The 23244-nt window shown below is 64.8% G+C and carries 23 protein-coding genes and 1 tRNA gene; 16 read left to right on the forward strand and 8 right to left on the reverse strand.

What is annotated here, in order from left to right; all coding sequences use genetic code 11:
- Positions 1-15: 15 nt before the first annotated feature.
- On the reverse strand, positions 16-237 hold the full coding sequence (locus MUG95_RS14165; protein ID WP_247008870.1) for a hypothetical protein: 222 nt from the start codon (positions 235-237) through the stop codon (positions 16-18).
- Between the two features lie 204 nt (positions 238-441).
- On the opposite strand from MUG95_RS14165, the gene MUG95_RS14170 reads away from it, so the two are divergent.
- Both MUG95_RS14170 and sod read left to right on the forward strand, forming a co-directional pair.
- Positions 442-1848 (forward strand): cryptochrome/photolyase family protein, encoded by a 1407-nt coding sequence (locus MUG95_RS14170; RefSeq protein ID WP_247008871.1) that lies wholly within the window; start codon positions 442-444, stop codon positions 1846-1848.
- Between the two features lie 95 nt (positions 1849-1943).
- Positions 1944-2549 carry a superoxide dismutase [Mn] gene (gene sod, locus MUG95_RS14175; protein ID WP_247008872.1) on the forward strand — a complete coding sequence of 202 codons (606 nt, stop codon included), beginning with the start codon at positions 1944-1946 and terminating at the stop codon, positions 2547-2549.
- A 115-nt stretch (positions 2550-2664) separates the two neighbouring features.
- Here sod and MUG95_RS14180 read toward each other — a convergent pair whose 3' ends face one another.
- Positions 2665-3849, reverse strand: coding sequence for an alpha-hydroxy-acid oxidizing protein (locus MUG95_RS14180; RefSeq protein ID WP_247008873.1), 1185 nt, complete (start codon positions 3847-3849; stop codon positions 2665-2667).
- Between the two features lie 130 nt (positions 3850-3979).
- The gene (locus tag MUG95_RS14185; protein WP_247008874.1) at positions 3980-5737 is read right to left on the reverse strand and encodes a histidine kinase N-terminal 7TM domain-containing protein; all 1758 of its coding nucleotides are present in this window, start codon (positions 5735-5737) and stop codon (positions 3980-3982) included.
- A 165-nt stretch (positions 5738-5902) separates the two neighbouring features.
- On the opposite strand from MUG95_RS14185, the gene MUG95_RS14190 reads away from it, so the two are divergent.
- Both MUG95_RS14190 and MUG95_RS14195 read left to right on the forward strand, forming a co-directional pair.
- The gene (locus MUG95_RS14190; protein WP_247008875.1) at positions 5903-6199 is read left to right on the forward strand and encodes a DUF5827 family protein; all 297 of its coding nucleotides are present in this window, start codon (positions 5903-5905) and stop codon (positions 6197-6199) included.
- On the forward strand, positions 6196-7011 hold the full coding sequence (locus MUG95_RS14195; RefSeq protein WP_247008876.1) for an ATPase: 816 nt from the start codon (positions 6196-6198) through the stop codon (positions 7009-7011). Before MUG95_RS14190 ends, MUG95_RS14195 begins: the two co-directional genes overlap by 4 nt.
- On the opposite strand, the gene MUG95_RS14200 is transcribed toward MUG95_RS14195, so the two are convergent.
- Positions 7008-7586, reverse strand: a complete 579-nt coding sequence (locus tag MUG95_RS14200) for an MBL fold metallo-hydrolase (protein ID WP_247008877.1) — start codon at positions 7584-7586, stop codon at positions 7008-7010. The two genes, MUG95_RS14195 and MUG95_RS14200, sit on opposite strands and share 4 nt — an antisense overlap.
- Positions 7587-7767: 181 nt before the next feature.
- Between MUG95_RS14200 and MUG95_RS14205 the strand changes: the two genes are divergently transcribed.
- The 4 genes from MUG95_RS14205 (at position 7768) to MUG95_RS14220 (ending at position 11107) form a co-directional block, all read left to right on the forward strand.
- Positions 7768-8349: a response regulator gene (locus MUG95_RS14205; RefSeq protein WP_247008878.1), complete on the forward strand. Its 582-nt coding sequence runs from the start codon at positions 7768-7770 to the stop codon at positions 8347-8349.
- A 2-nt stretch (positions 8350-8351) separates the two neighbouring features.
- Positions 8352-9008 (forward strand): RAD55 family ATPase, encoded by a 657-nt coding sequence (locus MUG95_RS14210; protein WP_247008879.1) that lies wholly within the window; start codon positions 8352-8354, stop codon positions 9006-9008.
- Between the two features lie 54 nt (positions 9009-9062).
- Positions 9063-9806, forward strand: a complete 744-nt coding sequence (gene thyX / locus MUG95_RS14215) for an FAD-dependent thymidylate synthase (protein ID WP_247008880.1) — start codon at positions 9063-9065, stop codon at positions 9804-9806.
- 113 nt (positions 9807-9919) lie between these two features.
- A complete protein-coding gene (locus tag MUG95_RS14220) occupies positions 9920-11107 on the forward strand; it encodes a helix-turn-helix transcriptional regulator (RefSeq protein WP_247008881.1) in 1188 nt (395 codons plus the stop codon).
- Here MUG95_RS14220 and MUG95_RS14225 read toward each other — a convergent pair.
- Positions 11104-11697 carry a DUF6230 family protein gene (locus MUG95_RS14225; RefSeq protein WP_247008882.1) on the reverse strand — a complete coding sequence of 198 codons (594 nt, stop codon included), beginning with the start codon at positions 11695-11697 and terminating at the stop codon, positions 11104-11106. The genes MUG95_RS14220 and MUG95_RS14225 overlap by 4 nt on opposite strands.
- Positions 11698-12138: 441 nt before the next feature.
- On the opposite strand from MUG95_RS14225, the gene MUG95_RS14230 reads away from it, so the two are divergent.
- A tRNA-Glu gene (locus MUG95_RS14230) sits at positions 12139-12213 on the forward strand.
- A gap of 616 nt (positions 12214-12829) precedes the next feature.
- Here the strand turns inward: MUG95_RS14230 and MUG95_RS14235 are convergent.
- Together MUG95_RS14235 and MUG95_RS14240 are read right to left on the reverse strand one after the other, a co-directional pair.
- Positions 12830-13777, reverse strand: coding sequence for an ArsA family ATPase (locus MUG95_RS14235; protein ID WP_247008883.1), 948 nt, complete (start codon positions 13775-13777; stop codon positions 12830-12832).
- 255 nt (positions 13778-14032) lie between these two features.
- Complete coding sequence (locus MUG95_RS14240) at positions 14033-14422, reverse strand: hypothetical protein (RefSeq protein ID WP_247008884.1); 390 nt, start codon at positions 14420-14422, stop codon at positions 14033-14035.
- A gap of 363 nt (positions 14423-14785) precedes the next feature.
- Here MUG95_RS14240 and MUG95_RS16915 point away from each other — a divergent pair, with 363 nt between their 5' ends.
- The 7 genes from MUG95_RS16915 to MUG95_RS14270 all read left to right on the forward strand — a co-directional run bounded on the left by MUG95_RS16915 (position 14786) and on the right by MUG95_RS14270 (position 21052).
- On the forward strand, positions 14786-14908 hold the full coding sequence (locus tag MUG95_RS16915) for a hypothetical protein (protein ID WP_256463857.1): 123 nt from the start codon (positions 14786-14788) through the stop codon (positions 14906-14908).
- 546 nt (positions 14909-15454) lie between these two features.
- On the forward strand, positions 15455-15691 hold the full coding sequence (locus MUG95_RS14245) for a hypothetical protein (protein WP_247008885.1): 237 nt from the start codon (positions 15455-15457) through the stop codon (positions 15689-15691).
- Between the two features lie 232 nt (positions 15692-15923).
- Positions 15924-16985, forward strand: a complete 1062-nt coding sequence (locus tag MUG95_RS14250; RefSeq protein WP_247008886.1) for an FAD-dependent oxidoreductase — start codon at positions 15924-15926, stop codon at positions 16983-16985.
- A gap of 299 nt (positions 16986-17284) precedes the next feature.
- Positions 17285-17914 (forward strand): thiamine phosphate synthase, encoded by a 630-nt coding sequence (gene thiE, locus MUG95_RS14255; protein ID WP_247008887.1) that lies wholly within the window; start codon positions 17285-17287, stop codon positions 17912-17914.
- A gap of 19 nt (positions 17915-17933) precedes the next feature.
- Entirely contained in the window at positions 17934-18677 is a 744-nt protein-coding gene (locus MUG95_RS14260; protein WP_372608205.1) for an SDR family oxidoreductase, read from the forward strand.
- A gap of 126 nt (positions 18678-18803) precedes the next feature.
- Positions 18804-20069: a saccharopine dehydrogenase family protein gene (locus tag MUG95_RS14265; protein ID WP_247008889.1), complete on the forward strand. Its 1266-nt coding sequence runs from the start codon at positions 18804-18806 to the stop codon at positions 20067-20069.
- A 62-nt stretch (positions 20070-20131) separates the two neighbouring features.
- The gene (locus MUG95_RS14270) at positions 20132-21052 is read left to right on the forward strand and encodes an SDR family NAD(P)-dependent oxidoreductase (RefSeq protein WP_247008890.1); all 921 of its coding nucleotides are present in this window, start codon (positions 20132-20134) and stop codon (positions 21050-21052) included.
- 185 nt (positions 21053-21237) lie between these two features.
- Here MUG95_RS14270 and MUG95_RS14275 read toward each other — a convergent pair whose 3' ends face one another.
- Entirely contained in the window at positions 21238-23073 is a 1836-nt protein-coding gene (locus MUG95_RS14275; RefSeq protein ID WP_372608206.1) for a cation:proton antiporter domain-containing protein, read from the reverse strand.
- Positions 23074-23244 lie beyond the last annotated feature (171 nt).

Genomic DNA, 23244 nt, shown 5'->3' on the forward strand with positions numbered 1-23244 from the left:
TGGAGATACGGCCGCTTAGAACAGCCAATCGACGAGGGCCTTTATTTCGTCGGCCAGTAGCGGGGTAGCCACGGCGAGCGCGAGCGCGTAGAACGCTGCTGCGACCACCGTGTTGCCGGTGGTAGCGACCAGCCAAGTGGCGGCCGCGAGCGTCACCAACACGGCGGTTACGAGCCCAGCATGCCCGCTGTACCCGCCGAGGTCCGAGAGCCTCGTCGCTTTATTCGTTCGTCTCATTGTGTCTGAATAAACGGCCGGTGACCATTTATATCTCTTCCCTCATTACAATGGTTTCTCTCCAGATGCCCGGGTTTGCGAAAGATTGACGAATTTTAGGCCGCTTTTTTCCACATCCGCTGGCGTGTGTGGCGATGGCCGGCGGGCCGGCCCGCCACCGGAGCGGTGCCGTGGGGTTTTGGGGGTCCCAGCCTAGCAACGAGTATGCGTCTACACTGGCACCGCCGTGACCTGCGCGGGGCGGACAATCGTGCGTTGCGCGCGGCCGTCGACGCGGGCGGGGGTGTCGTCCCCGTCTTCGTCTTCGACCGGGACGTACTCGCCCACGCTGGCCCGCCTCGCGTGGCGTTCATGCTCGACGCGCTCGACTCGCTCCGTGAGTGGTACCGCGAGCGCGGAAGCGACCTACTCGTCGCGGAGGGCGACCCCCGCGATGTCATCCCGGAACTGGCCGCCCAGTACGACGCCGACGGCGTGACGTGGGCGGCGGACTATTCGGGGCTCGCCCGCGAGCGTGACGCCGCGGTCCGACAGGCACTCGACGACGCGGACGTGGCCCGCGAGAGCGTCCACGACGCCGTCTTCCACGAACCGGGCACCATCCGCACCAACGACGGCGACCCCTACTCCGTGTTCACCTACTTCGGCCGCAAGTGGCACGACCGGCCGAAACCCGACCCGGCCGACCCGCCGACGGCCGACGAACTCGCGGCCGTGACCGACGACACGCCGCTGCCGACGCTGGACGGGTTGGGCTTCGACGCGCCCGAGGCCGACGTTCCGGAAGCGAGTCCCGACGCCGCCCGCGAGTTGCTGGCAGACTTCTGTGCGTCGCCCATCTACGAGTACGGCGACCGACGGGACTACCCGGCCGACGGCTGTACGTCCCGCCTCTCACCCCACCTCAAGTGGGGGACTATCGGGATTCGGACGGTCCACGCGGCCACCGAGAACGCGAAGGCGGACGCCCCCGACGAGGACGCCGCCGAGTCCGTCGAGGAGTTTCAGGACCAACTCGCGTGGCGGGAGTTCTACACGCAGGTCCTCTTTTTCAATCCCGAGGTGGTGACTGCGAACTACAAGAGCTACGACAACCCCGTCGAGTGGAACGACGACCCGGCGGCGTTGCAGGCGTGGAAAGACGGCGAGACGGGCTATCCAATCGTCGATGCCGGGATGCGGCAGTTGCGCGCGGAGGCGTACATGCACAACCGGGTGCGGATGATAGTCGCCTCCTTCCTCACGAAGGACCTGCTCGTGGACTGGCGGCACGGGTACGACTGGTTCCGCGAGAAACTGGTCGACCACGACACCGCAAACGACAACGGCGGGTGGCAGTGGGCCGCCTCGACGGGGACGGACGCACAGCCGTACTTCCGCGTGTTCAACCCGATGACACAGGGCGAACGCTACGACCCCGACGCGGAGTACATCACGTCGTACGTCCCGGAACTGCGCGGCGTCGACCCCGAGGTCATCCACGGGTGGCACGAGTGCTCGCCGACACAGCGCGACCGGACCGCGCCGGAGTACCCCGCGCCCATCGTCGACCACGGCGAACGGCGCGAGCAGGCCATCGCGATGTTCGAGCGCGCCCGCGGCGACGACTGACGCTCACACCGAAATCATACTATGATACCGCATACCATACGCGTTCTAAACCTTTAACAGGTATCCGGCCGACGTAAACAGTGGAGGTTTCAATTATGCCCGAGCACTCGAATCCAGAACTACCACCGCTTCCGTACGACTACGACGCGCTTGAGCCGTCCATCAGCGAACAGGTCCTCGAATGGCACCACGACACCCACCACCAAGGCTACGTGAACGGCCTCGAAAGTGCCGAGGAGACGCTGGCCGAGAACCGTGAGAACGGTGACTTCGGCGGCTCTGCCGCGGCTATGGGTGACGTGACCCACAACGGCTGTGGTCACTATCTCCACACGCTGTTCTGGGACAACATGGACCCCAACGGCGGCGGCGAGCCGTCGGGTGAACTCGCCGACCGCATCGAGGAAGACTTCGGTTCCTACGAAGGCTGGAAGGGCGAGTTCGAGGCCGCTGCGGGTGCCGCCGGTGGCTGGGCACTGCTGGTCTACGACCCAGTCGCCGACCAACTACGCAACGTTCCCGTCGACAAGCACGACCAGGGTGCCCTCTGGGGTTCCCACCCGATTCTGGCCTGTGACGTTTGGGAGCACTCCTACTACTACGACTACGGGCCGGACCGCGGCAGCTTCATCGAGGGCTTCTTCGAGGTCGTCGACTGGGACGAAGTCGCGGACCAGTACCAGAAGGCAACCTCGCAGTAAGTGCCGTAGTCGAATCCCGACGTTTCTTTCGATACCAGTCAGAGAGCGGCGGCACTGTGGACGCACTCCCGCGAAAGCGACAAAATGCTGGTCCGTATCGCGAAGGCTCGACAGCTCAGTGAAGGTCCGACTCGTGTCGAAGCTTGTCCCGTGTAATTTCCGGCACGGTCCGACAGCCAGACAGCCCCATCGTCAGGTCGAACTCCGCGATGAAGTTCTGTAGGTAGGTACTGACGCCTTCGGCACCGTCGACGGCCAACGAGTAGGCGTACGGTCGACCCAACAACACGGCGTCGGCACCGAGTCCGATAGCTTTGAACGCGTCCGAAGCGCGACGAACGCCGCTATCGAACGTAATCGGCACCTCGCCGTCGACTTCCTCGGCCACGGCGGGCAGTGCCTCGATAGCCGAAATGGAGCCGTCGACCTGGCGACCACCGTGTGTGGAGACACCGATACCATCCGCGCCGTGTTCGAGTGCTAACCGGGCGTCTTCGGGGTCGAGAATCCCTTTTATGAGGACGGGAAGGTCGGTGTTGTCGTGGACGAACTGCAGGTCGTCCCACGTGAGACTGGAGTCACCGAAGATGTCGAGGAAGTGTTCGACGGCGGCCGATGGGTTCTCCTCGGGCGGTTCGTCGAGCTGTGCCCGGAACTCCGGGTCGGAGAAGTAGTTCCCCACGCCCTCGCCTTCGAGGAAAGGGTAGTAACCGCGCTCGACCAGTCGCTCCCGCCAGCCCAGAATGGGTGCGTCGACAGTGACGACGATGGCGTCGTAGCCCGCCGCTTCCGCACGGTCGAGGAAGCTCTTGGCGATAGCATCGTCCGAGGACCAGTAGAACTGAAACATCTTGGGTGTGTCACCGAGTGCGTCGGCCACGTCCTCCATCGGCTCCGTCGAGAGTGAACTCAACACCAAGGGAACGTCCATCTCGGCAGCCCCCTGTGCGGTTCCGATTTCGGCCGACTCGTGGAGCAACGACTGAACCCCGAGCGGCGTCAGCGCGATGGGGACATCGAACTCGGTGCCGACGAGTTCCGTCGAGAGGTCACGCGACTCGACGCCGCGAAGCATCCTCGGGACGATCCGCCACGGCGAGAAGTCCTTGTTGCGCTCGAACGTCTCGTCGCTGCCCGCGCCACCGTGGACGTACGCTTGACCCTCGTCGCTCATAGCCTCGTGTGCGGCCTCCCGAAGGTCCGAGTAGGACACCGGGAAGTCCGTGGTTTCGTCTTCTAGCATCCCGCGTCGATAGATTTCGTTGACGCGGTCGTCGCCGAACCTGTCTGAATCTGGCATATGGACTCGATACGGCCCGCACTCAATACCAGTTTCGACCAACTTCGTTACGAGTTGATGAACTGAACTCCGCGAGTGACTGTTCGTCGCCCGACGCAAACCGATGAGGAATAGTGTGGTGGATACCGACTCAGCCGTCGCCCGCCTGCCGTGTCGCTTCGCTCCCGTCGTCGTCTCGGAACAGCGACAGGTCCCCCTCGTCCGGTTCCTCGATGTCGGCGACGGGTGCGGCGTTCAGTACGTCGAACTGAGCACCGCCACGCGCGCTCTCGGTGACTTCGACCTCCCAGCCGTGTGCCTGCGCGATGCTGGCGACGATTGCGAGGCCGAGGCCCGTTCCGTCCGATGCCGTCGTGTAGCCGTGTTCGAGGACGGTGTCGCGCTCCGCCGGTGGGATGCCCGGACCGTCGTCGGCCACGTAGAAGCCGTCGTCCGTCTCGGTGTCGCCGACGGTCACCGCCACGCCCGCGCCGCCGTGTTCGATACAGTTCCGGAACAGGTTCTCGAACAGTCGCTGGAGGCGGGCCGGGTCGGCGTCGACCGTACGGTTCGTCGTGACCGAAAGCGTCGCCTCGGCCGTGTCGACGTGGTCCCACGCGTCTTCGGCGACGCTGGCGAGTGAGACCCGCTCTTTCTCGTCGATGGTCTGCCCTTGGCGGGCCAGCGTCAGGATGTCGTCGATGATGTCCTCCATCCGGTCGAGCGCGTCGGTCACCGCCTCGGCGTGGCTCGCCTCGCCGGTCTCCGCCGCGAGTCGCGCCCGGCCACTGGCGACGTTGAGTGGGTTGCGCAAGTCGTGGGAGACGACGCTCGCGAACCGGTCGAGTTGTTCGTTCTTCCGTTCGAGTTCGCGCTGGCGGCGTTTCTGCGCCGTCACGTCCCGGGCGACGAACACCCTCCCCGCGAGACGGTCGTGGCGGTCGTACAGCGGCGACATCTGCACTGACAGGTCCCGCAACTCGCCGCCCATCGAGACGGTCATCTCGCCCCCCCTGTCCTCGATGATTCTCGCTATCTCCTCGCGGTACCCCGGCATCGACGCGACCACCTCGTCGAGCGGTCGGCCGACGAGGTCAGCCCGGTCCGTTCCGAGTAACTCGGCTCCACGTGGGTTCACGTCGACGATTCGGTCCCGGTAGTCGAGGACGAACACCGCCTCGTGTATCGTCTGGACGACTTCGTCACGAGCGACCGGCGTCACGTCCATCAGCCCCATCCGCCTCGTGGCGAACAGGAGGACGACCCCCGTCAGGGTGAACCCGACGGGCGTCACGTCGATGGGGATGACGCCGACGAAAAACAGGACGTGTGCGGCGAACGGTGGGAGTGCGGCGACAGCCAAGGCAGTGGCCTGCTGGCGGAACACGTCGCGTGACCGCGCGACGAACCGGAAGACGAGCGCGATACCCACGGAGAAGACAGCATATGAGTAGACTACGTGGAGGACGAATATCGGTCCGAACCCGAGTGCGAAGCCGGTCGGCCCGACATCGCCGGTCTGACTGACGACGTACGTGAGGTCCGTCCCGACAGTCGCCGCGGTTGCGACGACGGCGACCACGGGTTCGACCGACAGGAGTGCCACCGTGTGCCTGACGGATGTCGGCCAGCTGTCGGTGTAATCGATGGCGAACAACACCCACCCGGTGACTGATATCCCGCCAGTGGCGATGACGACGACGAGTAGCCCCCAGTAAACTGCCGCCGAGTCCGTCAGTATGAGCCCGATGATACACAGCGACCACGTCGCCGCTGCCGCCAACAGAACCGTCAGAACCCGTGCCGCTGTGAGTGCCTGTCGCTGCCACGCGATGTAGCTCGTACCCACCGTTACCGCGATTGCAACGGCGTACATGGCGAGGTACAGGGACGCTTCGGGAGTCGGCACGGACACCTGTTCATGGTCACGTGTGAATAAATTATCTCCCACTTCGTGGTATGAAACACCACACCATGCACTTCGAGTACTCCACCGGAAGGTGCCGCTGGGACGGCGGCAGACATCCAGTTCACGGACCGCACGATTTACCAGCACGGCCGAGTACCCGCATCTATGCCAGTTCCGAAATCGGAGTTCGACGACCTCCGACCGCTCGCCTTCCGTGACCCGTCGGAGGTACTCGACCCCGACGAGATGTACACTGTCTACGAGATAGCCCGCCTGTTTCAGGGCCTCGACCCCGGTACCGACGTGGACCCCGAGACGGAGGCTATCCTGCTCGACTGGACCATTCCGTGGATGGTGTATCACGCCGACGCGTTCGTCTTCGCCGAACCGGCCAGTGACGCCGACCCCGGACTCTACGGCCTCGCGGTGGACGGGGGCGGCGCGGAGACCGACTCGGAATGAACCTGCTCGTCGCCGGAGCGGACCGCGTGGACGCCGGGAAGACGACGTTCTCGGTCGGTCTGCTCGAACACACCGGCGCGATAGGATTCAAGCCACGCGCCGGGAACGACCACTGGTTCCACCACGACGACGTGCGCCACGCAGTCTCGGCCGGCCGGCTCTACGGGAAGGATGCCCGCCGCCTCGCCGCCGCGAGTCCGGGCGCGTACGACCCCGAGGATATCAATCCCGTCCACCGACTCTGGACACCCTCGCCAGGGAGCGGAACCGGCCTCCTCGGCCGAGATGACCGCCAGTTCCTCGTGGACCGCGTGGGCGAGACGTACGTCGTCAACGACACCGTCACCATCCCGCTGCTGGTCCGGGAGTCCCTCCCACTCTCGGAGGCCGTCCGCGTCGACTCGCTTCCGGAGTTCAACGACGTGATGGAACGACTCCACTTGGTCGCCCTCGAAGGTATCAAAGACCGTATCGCCGACCACGACCGAACCGTCGTCGAGTCCTACGGGAACGTCGCCCGGCCGCTCCGGGGGGCCGACCCGGACGCCGTGGCCGTCGTGGAACCCGGCCGCGCCCGCATCTACCGGGGAGAGCGGTACCGGAAAGCCTGTCAAGTGGCGAGCGGCGGCCCGGAGGAAGGACAGTTAGAGGAGCGAGTCCCGTCGGTCGTCGACCTGATAGACCCGGTGGAGGCAGTCACCCTCCCGGCGTTGGGGTCGGCGGCGCGGACCGACCCTGCGGCCGTCGCCGACGCGTACGAACCCGCCTACGACGCGCTCCTATCCTGTCTGTCGGAGTTCCCTGACCGCTAACCCATCCGTGCGGCGTGGGCCGCGAGTTCGATGTCGTGGTACGGGTTCGTCGTGACGCTCGGCCCGTGGCCGGTGTGCATCGCCGCGAGGTCCGAGTCGACGGTATCCAGCAGTCTGTCGACGCTCTCTATCAACACCGACCGGTCACCCTCGGCGAGGTCCGTCCGGCCGAACCCGCCGTTGGCGAACACGAGATCCCCGGCAAACAGTACCCCGGCGTCGGGCGCGTAGAAACAGAGGTGGTCGTCCTTGTGTCCCGGCGTGTGGAGCGCGCGGTACTCCGCGTCGCCCAACTGCACCCACTCGTCGTCCGCGATGGCGTAGTCGACGCCCTCGAACTCGGGGTCGAACCCCCACACGTCGACGCCGAACGCGTCGGTGATGGCGTCGAGGTTACCCACGTGGTCGCGGTGGGTGTGCGTGAGAACGAGCGCGTCGATGTCGGAGACGTGCTGTCGAATCTGTGTCACTACGTCGAACTCGTTTCCCGCGTCGACGACGACAGTCCGCTCACCCTCGACGAGAAAGGTGTTGCTCGTGAACACACGCTGACCGCTGGCGAGATTCGTTATCATGCCTTCACGTTCGAGGACTCGCGGCTTGTTGCTATCGCTTCCGTATCGAAGACGCCACCGCGACCGGAACAGTCACTCTCAGAATCACGAACGCCACTTTCGTGCAGCTGGAATGACACGTCAGAGTGAATCTACCCACAGGGCTATGTATGATGAATGGCAAACGATGGTTAGAGAGCTGATGACTGACTCGACAGCACCTGTCGTGCTTATCGTCGAGGACGAACCCGATGTCGCCGAGACCTACAAACTCTGGTTGGAAGGCGACTACGAGGTTCGGCTGGCGGCCGACGGGACGGAGGGGTGGGAGAAACTCGACGAGGACGTCGATGTCGTGTTGCTCGACAGGATGATGCCGGGGCTGTCCGGCGACGAGGTACTCGACAACATCCGGGAGGAGGGGTTGAGCTGCCGGGTCGCTATGGTCACCGCGGTAGAGCCCGATTTCGACATCCTCGATATGGGATTCGACTCCTATTTGAGCAAGCCCATCCGAAGCGACGAACTCCACGAAACCGTCGAAAAACTACTCGAACGGTCGAGCTACGACAGACTACTCCAACAGTACTACGCCCTCGTCGAGAAGCAGGCGACGCTGGAAACCGCAAAGAGCGGTGCCGAACTCGCCGAGAGCGACGAGTACGAACGGCTACAGGGACGTATCGAAGAGCTACAGGAGGACCTCTCACAAACGATGGGGAGCGTGAAAGACGACACCGATTTCCTCACCACGATTCAGCAGATAGGCGGGGACGAGAACTGACCATGTACGACCTCTCGCCGGTTCTCGACACCGAGGCCGTGACCGAGGTCAGACCGGGGACGAGCGTCCTCGTCGCCGGTCCCGCGATGACGGGCAAGGACCAACTGGCACTCGATATTCTGGCCGCAGGGTCCCGGCAGGGGGAAGGGGCACTCGTCGTCTCGACATCCGACGAGGCGTCGACCATCATGGAAGACTACCAGGCACGCGTCGGTCACGAGGGTGGGTACCCGCTCGGTATCGTCGACTGTTTCGCCGACACCGACGAACCCGCCCCGGACAGGCCCGGTTCGTACGTCCATCACGTCTCCTCGCCGGCGGACCTGACCGGCATCGGCATCGGCATCACGAAGTGTCTCGAATCGCTCCACGACAACGGTGCCGACCGGGGCCGAATGGGGCTCTCGTCTCTGTCGACGATGCTCACCTACACCGACCGCAAGACGGTGTTCAAGTTCTGCCACGTCCTCTCCTCACGGCTCGACGCCGCCGGGTACCTCGGCGTGTTCACCATCGACACCGGAGCCCACGACGAACAGACGATTCAGGTCATCAAACAGGCCTTCGACGGCTTGGTCGAACTTCGACAGAGCGACGCTGGCCGCGAGGCTCGGGTCGTCGGCATCGCCGACTCGCCGACGGCGTGGGCCGCGCTGTAGCCCGGCTCCGAGCAGTGGCGTGGGTTTATGCCCCGCCGGTCCGGCAGGGGCCATATGGAGGTCCGTCTACTCGAAGCTACCGAGGACCCGGAACGTACCATCTGCACGGCGGCCCGCAACGACTACATGGCGGAGTTCGTCGGCGACTGTTCCTTCGAGGAGGTCATGGAGTCCATCGACGGCGACACCATCGACGAGAAACAGGAGACGCTCATCGGCCACCTGCTCGACCACGGCCACTTCGGCCCGTTCGAGCACGCACAGGCGACGTTCGCCGTGAAGGGCATCAGCCGCTCCTGCATGGCACAGATTACCCGCCACCGACACGTCTCCTTCGACGTGCAGAGCATGCGCTACGTCTCCTTCGACGACGTAGACCCCGAGGCGGTTCGGGAGGGAGAACTCGTCGTCACGCCACCCTCCGCGAGCGACCCGGACTGGGTCGGCCGCAACCAGAAGACCGGACAGGTCGACGAGGACGCAGTCGAGCGCAGGCAAGCGGTGTTCGACGACGCCGTCGCGAACGCCGTCGAGTCCTATCAGGAACTGCTCGAACTGGGGATGCCACCCGAGGACGCGCGGTTCGTCCTGCCCATCGGCACCGAGGTCAACATGGTCATGTCGATGAACGCCCGGATGCTGATGCACGTGGCCGACATGCGCGCGGCCGCCGACGCGCAGTGGGAGATTCGGCAGATGACCGAGGCAATTCTCGACCTCGCCGCCGACTGGTGTCCCAAGACCTTCGCGTACTACGAGGAACACATGAAAAACCGCAAGAACCGACTGGCACCTTGAGCCGTCCACCGGGACAGTCTCCCCGACGGCACCCCCGGTTCGACGCTGCCGGCGGTCGGTTTCGGTGACAGACGTAGTGCTTTTATGCCGTGCGGTAATCGTTCAACCAATAGATGGTTCGCTCGTTGCCGGTGGTGGTTCTCTGCGTTCTTCTCGTTGGAACTGCCGTGCTGTCGGGAGTTCTCGCGGTGCCGACCGGCCGGACCGACGGGGCCGTCGCCGCCCAGTCCGACCGAACGTCGGCGTTCGTCCAACCGGACCAGTTCTCCTCGGCGACGTTCACCGTGGAAGTCCACGAGAACGGGTCGGCCCGGTGGACGTTCAGTTACTACACCAGCGCGCTCAACGCGAGCCAGCAGGACGATTTCAGGGAGTACGCACGTCGCTTCGAGAGTCGGGAGACCGACCTCTGGACGAACTTCCAGAACCGCGCGGACGCGTTGGTGTCCGCTGGGACGAACGCGACGGGACGAAACATGACCGCCCGGAACTTCCGGCACGCGGCGTCGCTCAACGATGTCGGGAACCGCGGCGTGGTCACCATGTCGTTCCTGTGGGCCGACTTCGCGCAGGTACAGGGTGACCGCGTCGTCGTCGCCGACGTGTTCGACGGCGTCTTCTACATCGGGCCGAGCCAGTGGCTCGTCTTCGAGCGCGGGCCGGGCCTCCGGTTCGACAGCACCAGTCCCGACCCGGACGCCGTCTCCGGCGGGACGCTGGCCGAGAGCGACACCGTCACCTACTACGGCGAGCAGCAGTTCCCCGACAACAACCCCAGAGTGGCCTTCGCCACGGACACCGCAGGGGCCGCCGAGGACGGTGGCGGTGAGGCGGCGACCACGACTGGCGGCCCCGAGTCCGCCGGTGGCATTCCGATGACACTCCTCGGCTTCGCCGTGTTGGTGGTGGGACTCGGTGCCGTCGTCGCGTGGCGGACGGACGTGTTCAGGTCCGGAGACGAGGGCAGCGTGACCGCCGCACCAGACGACGGTAGTGATGCGGGTGCGGTTGCCACGGCGACGAGCGACGCGACGACGGAGGCGGAGCCAGCGGTGCCGGACGAGGAATTGTTGACCGACGAGGACAGAGTGGTCAAACTGCTGGAGGAGAGCGGCGGGCGGATGAAACAGGCCAACATCGTCGAAGAGACGGAGTGGTCGAAGTCGAAGGTCAGTATGCTCCTCTCGGACATGGAGGAGGAGGGCGACATCAGCAAACTTCGGGTGGGTCGGGAGAACATCGTCAGCCTCAGCGGGCACGAACCCGACGCGGCGGGGTCGCCGTTCGACGACGAGGACTAACTGAACTGGAACTCGAACTCGCCGTCGCCGTCCTCGTCGTACTCGACTCGTAACCGCAACCCCGGGAGCGATATCTGATTCGTCGCCAAGTACCTCGCCCGTATCGTCGTGTTTTCGAGGACGAAGCCGGGGTTCTCACCGCCGGTGAGTGTCAGCTGTCGTGCGTCGGCCGCCGGCTCGGGGGGTGCGCGGATGCTGAACGCGCGGGTGAGGTCGTTCGTCGCCGTCTCACTCAACTCGAAGCCGCTGAACGTCGCCTCCTCCGCGTCCAGTGCCGGCGTCCGCAGGAGCAACTCCTCGGCGATAACGCCCTCGTCCGTCTCGATGACGAAGCGGGCCGTCCCGCCGACGGCGTCGCCGGTGTAGTCTCCGATATCGCTTTGCTTTATTAGCCTGAGTCCGTCGATACTGTTGTTCCGCAGTTCGATTGTCGCGTGGGGGTAGTCGCCGACCTCGCTCGTGTCGCACAGGCTCGGGTACAACAGCAAGTCGTCCCCCTCGACCCTGTCGGCCTGAATCGTGAACCCGCCGATACCGGCGACGGGGAGGGAGACCGCGGTACCGGAACTCAGAAACACGAGTCCGACCACGGCAACCACTCCGAGCGAAACGCCGGTCCCCCTCGTGAATGTATCCTTGTCGTACATGTTCGGACGGTCTCTGTCGGTCCCCTCCAGTCCGTCCGAGACGACGCTCCCCGACGCTCCCACCCCCCGGAGGGAACTGTACACCCCGTGTCGGGTCTGTTCCCGACACGCCACTCTCCGGTACGACAGCCCCACTCCTGAGCGTTTTCGCGAGCACCTCGCCGACCACTCCCGGAGAACTCAACTCGTGGTACTCACTCACAGGAACACGGTCACGGACACACGACAACTCCGTACCGACTCCCTGCCCGTCACGGGCAGTACCGACACCGGTTGCCACACACCGGGTGGAGCGGCCGACGAACCGCAGGGGATGTGAATTCGGCCCACGGCAGTGCTGAAACGGAACTGTTAAACACATCTCCCGGCTACCAGTTTGTACACGCTCCGATGGTGTAGTCCGGCCAATCATATTGCCCTCTCACGGCAATGACCAGGGTTCGAATCCCTGTCGGAGCATCGATTTTACGCGCGAACGGTTCCGTCAGAATCCGGTTCGGTTGTCTGTCCCACAGCAGTAGAATCTCGCAGTTTCTACGTAGGCAAAACGAGGCTGACGGCATCTTTAGCAAAATTCCCAGCCAGTTGTGCCATCACATCGGAGAGTTGCTAGTAGTTTATCACAGCCACGCAACAGCCACGTGCTGTATCTCTGTCAAGAACGGTGTACAGCACACCGAACCCTCGTTGATTTCGCCCGTCAAGACAATTGAGCATACTTTATGCGCACCCGTCACATCTACAGTTCTCGACTGAATACGCTACACCGATGAATGGAAGTGACCGCTTCATGTTCTATGCGTTGTTGCTGATATGGGCACTCATTCTGGTTGGCGTCGGTCTCGCGCTCACCTTGGACTGACCCTCTCGCGATATCGTGACTCCCTGCCCTGCCGTTCTCCGTGAACTGATGCCGGCTGGACTCTCTCCACGAACGCTTCTCCCTGATTCCGGTGAGTGACACGGCACGTCCGCGGTCGTGGCCTCGTCTGTCGCCGCGCTCCGGTCCGGGAGCGGCGACCTCCCGGTGGCGGGGCCGTTGCGTTCGACTGTCGGAAACCGATGGGCCGCTGACCTACGCTACGTCTAGGTCACCCGCGATACGGTCGAGGGTCTCCAACCCGGTAACCTCGCCGGGCTGGTCGGCGACGCGCCACACCTCGAGGTCCGGAAGCCGCGCGTGGAGGTCATCGATGGCGTCCTCTTGGACGGCTTTGTTCTCCCGGCAGCGTTCGCAGTCGCCGGGGTCCTCGATGACCTTGTTGACGACGAGTTCGCCGACGGGGACGTCGAACTCCCGGAGTTGCTCGACGAGGCGGACGGACTCCTCGACGGCCATCGTTTCGGGGATGGTGACCACGCGGAAGGTTGTCGTCGCGGGGTCACGCAGGACCTCCTCGACACGGGACATGCGCTCGCGCATCTCGGTCATAGCTGTCGGGTCGTCCGTATGCCGGCGGGCCAACAGCCCCATCACCAGCGTCTTCTGGACGTTGACCTTCCGCTGGACCTGCTCGTGGACCGCTTCCGCTGTCGACAGTGCGTCAGCCATGATGCCGGGTAGGTCGAGGAGTCGGAGCGTGTGGCCGGTGGGGGCAGTGTCGAAGACGACGTGGTCGTACTCGTCGGTGTCGACGTAGGTCGCTAGCCCGTCCAGTGCTGCGAGCTCGTCGCTGCCGGGGACGATGCCGGAGCTGAACAGGTCGGCGGCGTTACCGATTCCGTCGTCCTCGCTCTCGAAGTCGACGCCGGTCTCTTCGAGGACATCCTCCATCGTCTCGAAGATTTCTTGATAGCGTTCGAGCCCGTCGTCGGGGTCGACCTCGACACCGTACAGACGGTCGCGGATCTCCGTCGGCTCGTCACCGACATCGGCATCCACGGAATCGGACAGCGAGTGCGCCGGGTCCGTCGAGACGACGAGCGTCTCGTGGCCAGCACGGGCCAGTGCCAGCCCGGAGGCCGCTGCGACGGTTGTCTTCCCCACGCCACCTTTCCCACCGTAGAGGACGAACTCAGTCACACCTCACGGTGAGGCCTCTCGGAACTTAACTCCGTGTGGGAAACGGCGAACCGCGGACGCTCCACACGGTGCCGCTCAGTGGCCACGGTCACCGTGGCCGCCCGGTGACGCCAGCCCCAGCAACGGTTCGCACGGATGTGGCCGAATTACACATCTCGAAGACGGCTGTCATCGGCAACTACCTCCCGGGACGATTCAATCCACCGCCGTCAGACGGATGTCGTCCAACGGACTCCGCCACTCGGTGGACGGCCGTCAGCGCGTGGCTACTGCCGACGCGACCACCGCCGTGACGACGCCAGCCCCGCCGGCGATTGGATAGGCAGGGGCGGTCGCGAGTGCGGTACCGAGCGTACCGACGGCTGCCAGCAGGAGCGTGTATCCGACGAGGAAGCCGGCGGACAGGAGTACCCCGCGGCGATACCCCTCGGCGACAGCCACACCAAGAGACAGTGCCGGCGGGCCGTACGGGTACAGTGCCCGCTGGAAGACACCGGTCTGTCCGGTACCCAGTAGTAGCTCGCTGTCGAGGGCGATACCGACCACGATCAAGAGCCCGATGACGTTGATACTCGTCACCCACGCCCGCTCGTATCGCGTCTGCTCACTCAGGAACCGTGCCCGAACGCGCTCGACGACCGACATAGTCGTTCACAAGTTCCCGACGGACTTAGCAGGCCCGCTGAGCCCACGCAGTCCGCGAGCGACAACGGACCCCCGACCGCTGTCTATTGCTATCGCTGGAGTGGGCCACTGTGAGCGCGTGGCAGCAGCCGACGACGGGGGGAGCGAGTGCGACATCGCGCAGTGAGACAGTCCGAACCCAACCGGCGAGCGTGACGACCCCGAGCTCAGCCGCTGCGGGAAGGCTACGTCCGTTCGTACCGAAGATACCGACCGAGACGAGCTAATTCGCAGGCCGGCACTGACAGTGTCTCGGTGTCCACCAACTAGTCGGGGCCGTCGGCTGCGTGGACGCCGCCGAGCCGTCGTGCTGGGGGTGTCGAGGTGGCCGTCGACGACTACACGGGTGCAGTCCGTCCGGTCGACGGTAGCGACGACTGTTTCGAGTCGGTCACCGGGGAAGTGGTACCGGCTGTCGCCGGGGGACCGGCGACGTGTGAGTCGTGATCCGACCGCGACCGGCCGGACGTGCCGTCCCGGGTTCGGTCACGTGACAGGGGCTGGTGGCCGTGTTCTCAGTCGTTCCGTGTACTCTCCCACTGTGTTCGGAACTCTATCGCGGCGACCAGACTGATAACGAATCCTGCAGCAATCATCAGCGTATCCGGATCGATATCTCTCATATGGAACGGTATGTGGTTCGACGGTGAAACCATTGGGTGCTGTGTCGGCGTCTGTCTACCCGGATCGCTTCCACGCTGTGGCGGACTCTCTCACCGACCGCCAGCGGGACAAAGAGACATATGTATCACACCCGTCCATCCTCTATGTCACTCCTGAACCTCGGGGATACGGGTGACGGCGAGCGGACGTTCGCACTCCTGATGCTCGGTCTGTCCGTGGTGATCTTCGCCGTAATACTGTGGAGCGAGCGGCGCGACTGAGGTGTCGACCGGTGAGACGACACGACCGGGACTGGGCGGCCCGTGTGATGTCCCAGCCAGTGCCCGGAACAGGCGAAACGACTTGAACTTGGGGTCCGTGTAAGCACGTGTGAGTAGTCCAACTGAAGATCCACCGACCGCAGTAGACGAAATCGACACCGACGGCCTCAGTCCGGCCGTGGTAGCATCCCTCGGGTCCGTCGCTCTCGCGCTGTACTTCTACTACGTGCGTGGCGACAAGCAGCGGGGCCAGTTTGTCGGCTTCTGGCCCGTCACCATCCTCGCGCTCGCGTCGTACTTCAAGATCGAAGAGATCAAACAAGCACTGGCAGACGGAGACGACTGACGCCCTGGCGTCGGAATACGGCTCTCCCCGTTTTTATTTCGCGAGAGAACACAGCCCACAGACGCTGATGGCCCAGTACGCCGAGGACAGGTACGCCCGACGGTCGCAGTCTACGGACAGCCCCCTGCGGTAGACGTGTGTCTACCGACGAGAACCGCGCTCAGCGGCAGTGTCCGACACGATTGACGTGATCATTCCAAACGCGTAATATCGGGTAGCAACGAACCAGTATATGGAGTGTACAGTTGTCGGCGGCGGTGTGCAGGCACTGTCCACGGGTGTCCTGCTCGAGTCCCTCGGACACAGTACCACGATGATAAGTGACGAGTTCGCCTACATCGACGGTTCCGACGACCCGCCAGTCGCGACCGATTACGCGGCTGCCTCGGTCTATCCCGTTCAAGTCGAGTCGGAGTACTCCGAGGACGAACTCATTCGCCGCGCCGAGTCGACGTTCGAGCCGTTCTGGGAGTCGGACGGCGTCCCCGTGCGAAAACACACTCACTACTATCTCTACGAGAACGCTGGTGACCGCCACCTCCCCGACCGGATGGGTGCGCAACCGGTTTCGCAGTACGACGGTGAGGTACCGACTCGGGCCGGCGAGACGGTCGAAGGTGGCTACGTCTGCGAGGAGTACTTCGTCGAGATGCCCGAGTACGTGCCACAGCTCTACCACACTTACAGAGAACTCGGCGGTGACATCGAGCGGCGGACAGTCACGGCCACGGAGGTCGACAATCTCGCCGGCATCGTGTTCAACTGTACTGGATACGGGAGCCGAGAGCTGTTCGACGACGACTCGCTTCGGGCGATGAAAGGCCACATCCTACAAGTTCCGTACGAGGACGGACCGCTTCCGTTCTCGTACACGTACACCCCATCCGGGTACGACGACGAGTACGCGTACATGTATCCCCGGCGAGAAACCGTGCTGTTCGGGGGGTCGTACTTGCCGGGGGATATCGTCGACGGTCAGTGGGTCGGCGAGAGCCCGGACGACCCGATGACCGTCGATGGCGTGACTATTCCGAGGCGGTTGTACGACGTGACCGCGGACATAATGAGTGAGTACACCGACATCACGCCGGAACGGATCGACGCGAAGTACGGCTACCGACCGTACCGGGCGGACGGCATGCGCATCGAACGGACGGGCGACATCGTCCACAACTACGGTCACGGCGGTGCAGGCGTCTCGATGTCGTGGTGGTCGGCACTGCGTGCCGTCAGCTACATCGAGACAGTTTCGGAAGACGTCCTGCCGGATGTCGCGGCCGCCGTTGCAGTGTAGCGGTTTCAGTGGTGTCACGTCACCGGCACTCACGACCCCGGCCACTCGTCCCATACCAGTGAGTACGGGAGCCTCTCCGTCGGTAGTCGGTCGGGCCGCGACGGACTCAGTGGTCGTGTCCGCGTCCTCAACCTGTTTGCTGACGAGTGGTGCAGTCACGTCGACAGGCCGGTTCCACGTGAAGACGGGGGACTGCGAGGAGTGGAGCCAGTCTCACCGGGCACAGTCGGCGCGTCTCCTCGATCACGTCTGCTGTGGGACCCGAGTACACTTTCGGCTGTAGCCCATAGCTCCGACCGATGGAACTCGGTACGTACCTCGTCACCGGCGAGGCCCACTCGGCGGGACGGTCGACCGTCGAGGTCGTCGCGGCGGCCGTTGCCGGCGGCGTCGACATCGTACAGTTGCGCGAGAAAGCGATGCCAGTCCGCGAACGCTACGACGTTGGCCGGCGGGTCCGGGAGACGACTGCAGAGGCGGGCGTCCCGCTCGTGGTCAACGACAGGATCGACCTCGCGCTGGCACTGAACGCCGACGGCGTTCACCTGGGGGACGAAGACCTCCCGGTGACTGTTGCCCGCGAGCAACTGGGGTCGGACGCCGTCATCGGTCGGTCTGTCTCGACACCGGCGGCCGCCCGTGAGGCCGAGCGAGCGGGCGCGGACTATCTCGGCGTCGGTGCGGTCTACGGCACCGACTCGAAGGACACCGACGCCGAGATTGGGCTCGACCCGATTCGAGCGATCGACGATACCGTCGACATCCCCTTCGTGGGTATCGGCGGTGTGACGCCGACCAACGCTGGGGACGTGGTGACTGCCGGTGCGGACGGGGTCGCCGTCATCTCGGCTATCACACGGGCCGACGACCCCGAGGCGGCGACTCGTGACTTGGCAGCGACCGTCGCGGCGGGGCGGGACCGACGATGACCGCGAGGGGTGTGCCGGCGTGACCGAGACTCCAGATCGGGTCGCGCTTATTACGGGTGCCAGTTCCGGTATCGGTGCGGTGACGGCTCGCCGGTTTGCAGAGGAGGGCACGGCCGTGGTGTTGGCGGCCCGGAACACGGAGCCCCTCGAAGCGGTCGCCGAGGAGTGCCGCGAACACGGCGTCGCGGCAGTCGCAGTCCCGACCGACGTGACTGAGCCCGACGCCGTCGACACAGTTGTCGAGACTGCTGTCGAGCGGTTCGAGCGGCTCGACGTGGCCGTAGTGAACGCGGGCACCGGCGAGACGCGAAACGTCCCGCTGTCTGAGCTACCCCGCGAGCAGTTCGCGGCCGTCACCGAGACGAACGTCCACGGGGCGTTCTATACGACACGGGCGGCACTACCACACCTCCGCGAGCGTGATGGCGCGCTCGTGTTCGTCGGAAGCTCGAAGGGGAAGTACCCAAGTACGTCGACGCCGGTGTACGCGGCCTCGAAGTGGTGGGTCCGTGGGTTCGCCGCGAGCGTGGCCGGCCGGGCCGGCCCAGACGGCGTCGCCGTCACGGTAATCAACCCGACGGGCGTCCCCACGGCGTTCGGGTCCGATTTCCGAGAGTCGACCAACGCCGAGAGCCTCGACCCGAAAGCCACTGTCGGAGCCGGCGACGTGGCCGACGCGATCGTCTACGCCGCCGGACAAGAGGGGGCGACCGCGGTGGCAGAACTCGATCTCTACCGGCGGGACATCCACGCCCGGTTCTGAGGGTTGAGACTGCCAGCCGACAGATGGCCGGATACGGGCCGCCGACACACGACGACGGGCCGTCCGCTCAGTGCCAGCCGACAGCAGATAATTGTACCTCGGCGACATAGTGTCCGGGAGATATCCGTGTCGCACACTGACCGAGAGTACGACCTCGTTGTGTGGGGAGCGACTGGCGTGGCCGGGCGGTTCGTGAGCGACCACCTCACCGAGCGGTACACCGCCGACGACCTCGCGCTCGCGCTGGGTGGCCGCGACGAGGGTCACCTGCGCGATATCGCGACCGAACTCAAGGCCCGCACGGACGGGTGGGAGCACATCCCGGTGGTGGTCGGCGACGCGACTGAACCGGCGACGCTCCGGGCTATCGCCGAGGACACGCACGTGGTCTGTACGACCGTCGGCCCATACACCGAGTACGGGACGCCGCTGGTCGAGGCCTGTATCGAAGCTGGAACCGACTACTGTGACCTCACTGGCGAGGTGACGTGGATGCGGAAGACCGTCGACCGGTATCACGATGCGGCGGTCGACGCCGGCGCGCGAATCGTTCACAGCTGTGGGTACGACTCCGTCCCGGCGGACATCGGGACCCTGCTCGTCCAGTCGTTCGCGACCGAGGCGTTCGACGCGCCGTGTGACCTAGTACGAGTCTACTTGGAGGGCGGGCGTGGCAGTGTCAGTGGCGGGACGCTGGCCAGCGCGGCGAAACTGTTCGAGGCAGCGTCGGCCGACCCGGTCGCCCGGGAGACACTCCGGGACCCCTACTCGCTGGCCCCGCCCGGGGAACGCGAGGGCGTCGACACCGGTGAACAGCACCTCCCGCGCCGTGACCCGCTCCGGTCGGACTGGACGGCCCCCTCTCCGATGGCTCCGGTCAACGAACGCGTCATCAGGCGCAGCAACGCGTTGCTGGGCTACCCTTGGGGACGGGGCTTCCGCTGTGCCGAGGTGGTCCCTACTGGGGACAGCGTCGGGGGCGCGGCTGCTGCGGGCAGCATCGCCGCGGCCTTAGGCATCGGGACAGTCGCACTGTCGGCCGGCCCGGTCCGCGAGGCACTACAACGGTTCGTGTTTCCCGACCCCGGCGAGGGCCCGTCCCGAGACGAGGCCGAGCAAGGCTATTTTACTGTCCGCCTGCTCGGCCAAGGGACGAACGCAGCGGGTCCGTTCCTCGTCGAGGGGACCGTCGCCGCCGACCGGGACCCGGGGTACGGTGCCACTGCGATCATGCTCGGCGAGACTGCGATGTGTTTGGTACGAGACGAAACCGACTCCGCGCTGAACGGCGGCGTGCTGACGCCGGCTTCCGGTATCGGCTATCCGCTGATCGAACGACTCCGCAACGCTGGGATGACCCTTACCGTGCGCGAGGCACCGGACGAACCCTGAGGGCAGCTGGACGGACTGGACGGATACGGGGTGTTTTGTTACTCCAAGCCCTGTCTGTGTCCATGAGTGAGTCCCCGGAGACACTGGCGGACGTCGCGGACGTCGACTGTACTGGGAAACAAGCCCTCGTCACCGGGTCGACCAGCGGCATCGGACGGGCAGCGGCACTGGCACTGGGCCGGCTCGGGGCCGATGTCGTCGTCCACGGCCGGGACAGGACCGCTGGTGCAACGGTCGTCGAGGACCTCGGTGCGGTCGGTGCCGAAGGGACATTCGTCGCGGCAGATTTTACCGACCTCGACGCAGTCCGCGACCTGGCCGCGACCGTCCGGTCCGAGACCGACGGACTCGATATACTGATAAACAACGCTGGTGGCCTGTTCCGTGACGGTCGGCTGACCGACCTCGGCGTCGAGCGGACGTTCCATGTCAACCACCTCGCGCCCCTCCTGCTGACAGCCGAGCTTCTCGACCATCTCCAAGACGACGGCCGTATCGTCACGACTGCGTCGGCAGCACACAAGGGGGCGTCGCTGGACCTCGACCGCGTCGAGGGCGTCGACGACTACTCGGCCATGTGGGCCTACAGCCACTCCAAGCTCGCAAACGTGCTCTTCGCGGCCGAACTCGGTCGTCGGCTCGACGCCGCCGGCCGGTCACTCACCTCCAACAGTATCCACCCAGGAGCCATCCCGGGCAGCGGGTTCAGCCGGTTCCTCCCGGGGCCACTGCCGCGGCTCGTCCAACTGCTCGATGCCGTGCCGGGGGTCACCTCCGTCGCCGACGGTGCCGCGGAACTGCTGTTTCCGGCCGTCTCGCCCCACGCTGCGGACATCTCCGGTCGGTACTTCTCGGGTCAACAGCCCACGCCCCCTGCCGCTGCCGGGCAGGACACCGCCGCGGCGCGCCGGCTCTGGGAGTACAGTGCCGACGTTATAGACATCGAGGAACCGCTGCGTGAGGCGGTCCAGAAGTCAGAGTAACTTCCCTCACGTTCGTCGCCTTCGTGGCAACGCTCGCCTCGATTGCTGGCCTCGCGTACCGATGGAGCGTGCGACGGGGACTCGTATCGCCGAGCGGACGCACTCCAACCGAGTGGTCGTTCGGAGAGAGACACGGACCCGGTGCCGTCTCCACTCTCATTCCGCACAGTATCTCTCACTGGTCGTCAGTCGTGAGGGTGGAACCGTTTGAGTGCCTGCTCGACGGCATACGCGTCGCCGAGGAAGGTGAGTCGGTCACCGTACTCGATTCTTTCGTCAGCCTCGGGGACGTGTGCATCGTCCCCGCGACCGATTTCGGCGATGAGGCAACCGCCGGGAATCTCCTCGTTGAGCTCACGGATACGCTTCCCGGCGAGGTCCGAGGAGGTGACTTCGGTTTCGAGGATGTCGTGCCCGTCGCCGATGTCGTTCATCCAGTGTGCCAGCGCGGGCCGTTCGATTTCGTTGCCGAGCATGAACGCTGTCGCCTGTGGACTGTCGACCGCGGTCACCCCAAGTGCCTCGAACGCGTCGATGTTTTCGGGACTGTTTACCCGGGCATAGACGTTCTCCACGTCGAACTTCGCAATCACGGTTTGGGACACGAGGAGGTTGATGTCGTCGTCCCGCGTTGCCGCGACGACGGCCTTTGCCTCGTCGATACCGGCCTTTTCGAGGGAGTCGGGGCGGGTCCCATCACTCTCGATGACGGTGAAGCCGGCCTCCCGCGACCGTTGACACTGTTCTTCGTCGTCGTCGACGATGACGACGAACTCGTCGCTGTTCTCCAGTTGCGTAGCGACCGACCGGCCAACCCGGCCGCCGCCGACGATTATCGTGCGCATGGGTGTCACTCCTAGTAGGTCTCCGATTTGCCGCGCTAGTCCTGCCTCGACCGCGTCGGTGACGAATATCACCAAAAATACCGCGCCGAGCAGCGTCGTGGCCGCCTGTTCGTCGCCGCCGGATGCGAGTTCGATAGCGAACAGTGTCGCAACGCTTGCAGGGATAATCCCTCGCGGCCCCATCGCGGCGAGAAAGAACCGCTCCGGCCAGGTGAACCGCTCGGCACCGATTGTCGACATCAGTGCCACCAGTGGCCGGAGTACCAGTATGAGAACCGCGACGAGTGTGACGCCAGCGAACCCGAGACTCAGGACAGCGTCCACGTCGATGAGTGCCGCCAGCGAGACGAACACGAACGCGAGGAGCAGGAGCGTCGCGTCCTCCGTGAACTTCGCTATCGTTTCGCGGTGTGGGATATCGAGATTGCCGAGGGCGAGTCCAGCCGTCGCCGCAGCAGCGACGCCAGCCTCCGGGGAGACGGTGTTCGCCACTCCGTACGAGCCAACCGCTGCGAGGAGCGTCGTGAATCTCGCGGACCGTTGACCGTCCCCCGGCAACAGTTCCTCGTGTAACAGATAGTAGGTGACGCCAGCGGCGACGAGTCCGCTCGCCACGCCGACGCCGATGCGCTCGACGAAAGCAAAGAGGGTGTTCGGCCCGAACGCTTCGAGCAACAGCACCTCCTCGAAGATGACGACGGCCGCGATGGCAGCGGTCACGTCGTTGACGATACCCTCAGTTTCGAGGGCCGCAGAGACGTGTTCTCGCAGCGGTACCACGTCGACGATGGGCGTGATGACTGTCGGACCGGTGGCGACGAGCAACGCCCCGATGAGGAACGCGACAGCCCACTGAGTGCCGGTCAGAAAACGAACGGCGGCCGCCGTCCCGAAAAACGTCAGGAGCGCGCCGACAGTCACGAGCCGGAGCGACGCCGTCGACGCCTCACGGATTCGCCGGAACCGGAGCGCGAACGCCCCGTCGAAGATAATGACTGCGACGCTGATTCCGACCACCGTCGTCAGTCCGTCACCGAACGTCTCCAGACCGACGATGCCGAGCCCCGCCTGACCGAGTACCAACCCTCCGGCGAGGTAGAAAACGACGCTCGGGACGCGGAGTCGACTCGCGAGTAACTGGCCGACGATGCCAACTGCCAGTATTACTACCACGATAATCAACAAGCTCTCGGCCACGGATGGTCTGGTATTAGTCCCCCAATCAATCAGTCTACCGCCATGTGGCTGGCCGCGCCTGTTCAGAGATATTCGACCACACACAGGGTGTCGGAGGGCAGTCATCGCCCTGGGGGCTCCGCAGAATCGAAGTCGCGTGGTGGTCGGCTG

It is taken from the genome of Halorientalis litorea (genome assembly GCF_023028225.1).
Taxonomy (GTDB): Archaea; Halobacteriota; Halobacteria; order Halobacteriales; family Haloarculaceae; genus Halorientalis; species Halorientalis litorea.

Excerpts from the sequence above, each read along its gene's own strand:
- MUG95_RS14165 (WP_247008870.1), bottom strand. The coding sequence starts at position 237 with ATGAGACGAACGAATAAAGCGACGAGGCTCTCGGACCTCGGCGGGTAC.
- MUG95_RS14170 (WP_247008871.1), top strand. The coding sequence starts at position 442 with ATGCGTCTACACTGGCACCGCCGTGACCTGCGCGGGGCGGACAATCGT.
- sod (WP_247008872.1), top strand. The coding sequence starts at position 1,944 with ATGCCCGAGCACTCGAATCCAGAACTACCACCGCTTCCGTACGACTAC.
- MUG95_RS14180 (WP_247008873.1), bottom strand. The coding sequence starts at position 3,849 with ATGCCAGATTCAGACAGGTTCGGCGACGACCGCGTCAACGAAATCTAT.
- MUG95_RS14190 (WP_247008875.1), top strand. The coding sequence starts at position 5,903 with ATGCCAGTTCCGAAATCGGAGTTCGACGACCTCCGACCGCTCGCCTTC.
- MUG95_RS14195 (WP_247008876.1), top strand. The coding sequence starts at position 6,196 with ATGAACCTGCTCGTCGCCGGAGCGGACCGCGTGGACGCCGGGAAGACG.
- MUG95_RS14200 (WP_247008877.1), bottom strand. The coding sequence starts at position 7,586 with ATGATAACGAATCTCGCCAGCGGTCAGCGTGTGTTCACGAGCAACACC.
- MUG95_RS14205 (WP_247008878.1), top strand. The coding sequence starts at position 7,768 with ATGACTGACTCGACAGCACCTGTCGTGCTTATCGTCGAGGACGAACCC.
- MUG95_RS14210 (WP_247008879.1), top strand. The coding sequence starts at position 8,352 with ATGTACGACCTCTCGCCGGTTCTCGACACCGAGGCCGTGACCGAGGTC.
- thyX (WP_247008880.1), top strand. The coding sequence starts at position 9,063 with ATGGAGGTCCGTCTACTCGAAGCTACCGAGGACCCGGAACGTACCATC.
- MUG95_RS14220 (WP_247008881.1), top strand. The coding sequence starts at position 9,920 with ATGGTTCGCTCGTTGCCGGTGGTGGTTCTCTGCGTTCTTCTCGTTGGA.
- MUG95_RS14240 (WP_247008884.1), bottom strand. The coding sequence starts at position 14,422 with ATGTCGGTCGTCGAGCGCGTTCGGGCACGGTTCCTGAGTGAGCAGACG.
- MUG95_RS14250 (WP_247008886.1), top strand. The coding sequence starts at position 15,924 with ATGGAGTGTACAGTTGTCGGCGGCGGTGTGCAGGCACTGTCCACGGGT.
- thiE (WP_247008887.1), top strand. The coding sequence starts at position 17,285 with ATGGAACTCGGTACGTACCTCGTCACCGGCGAGGCCCACTCGGCGGGA.
- MUG95_RS14270 (WP_247008890.1), top strand. The coding sequence starts at position 20,132 with ATGAGTGAGTCCCCGGAGACACTGGCGGACGTCGCGGACGTCGACTGT.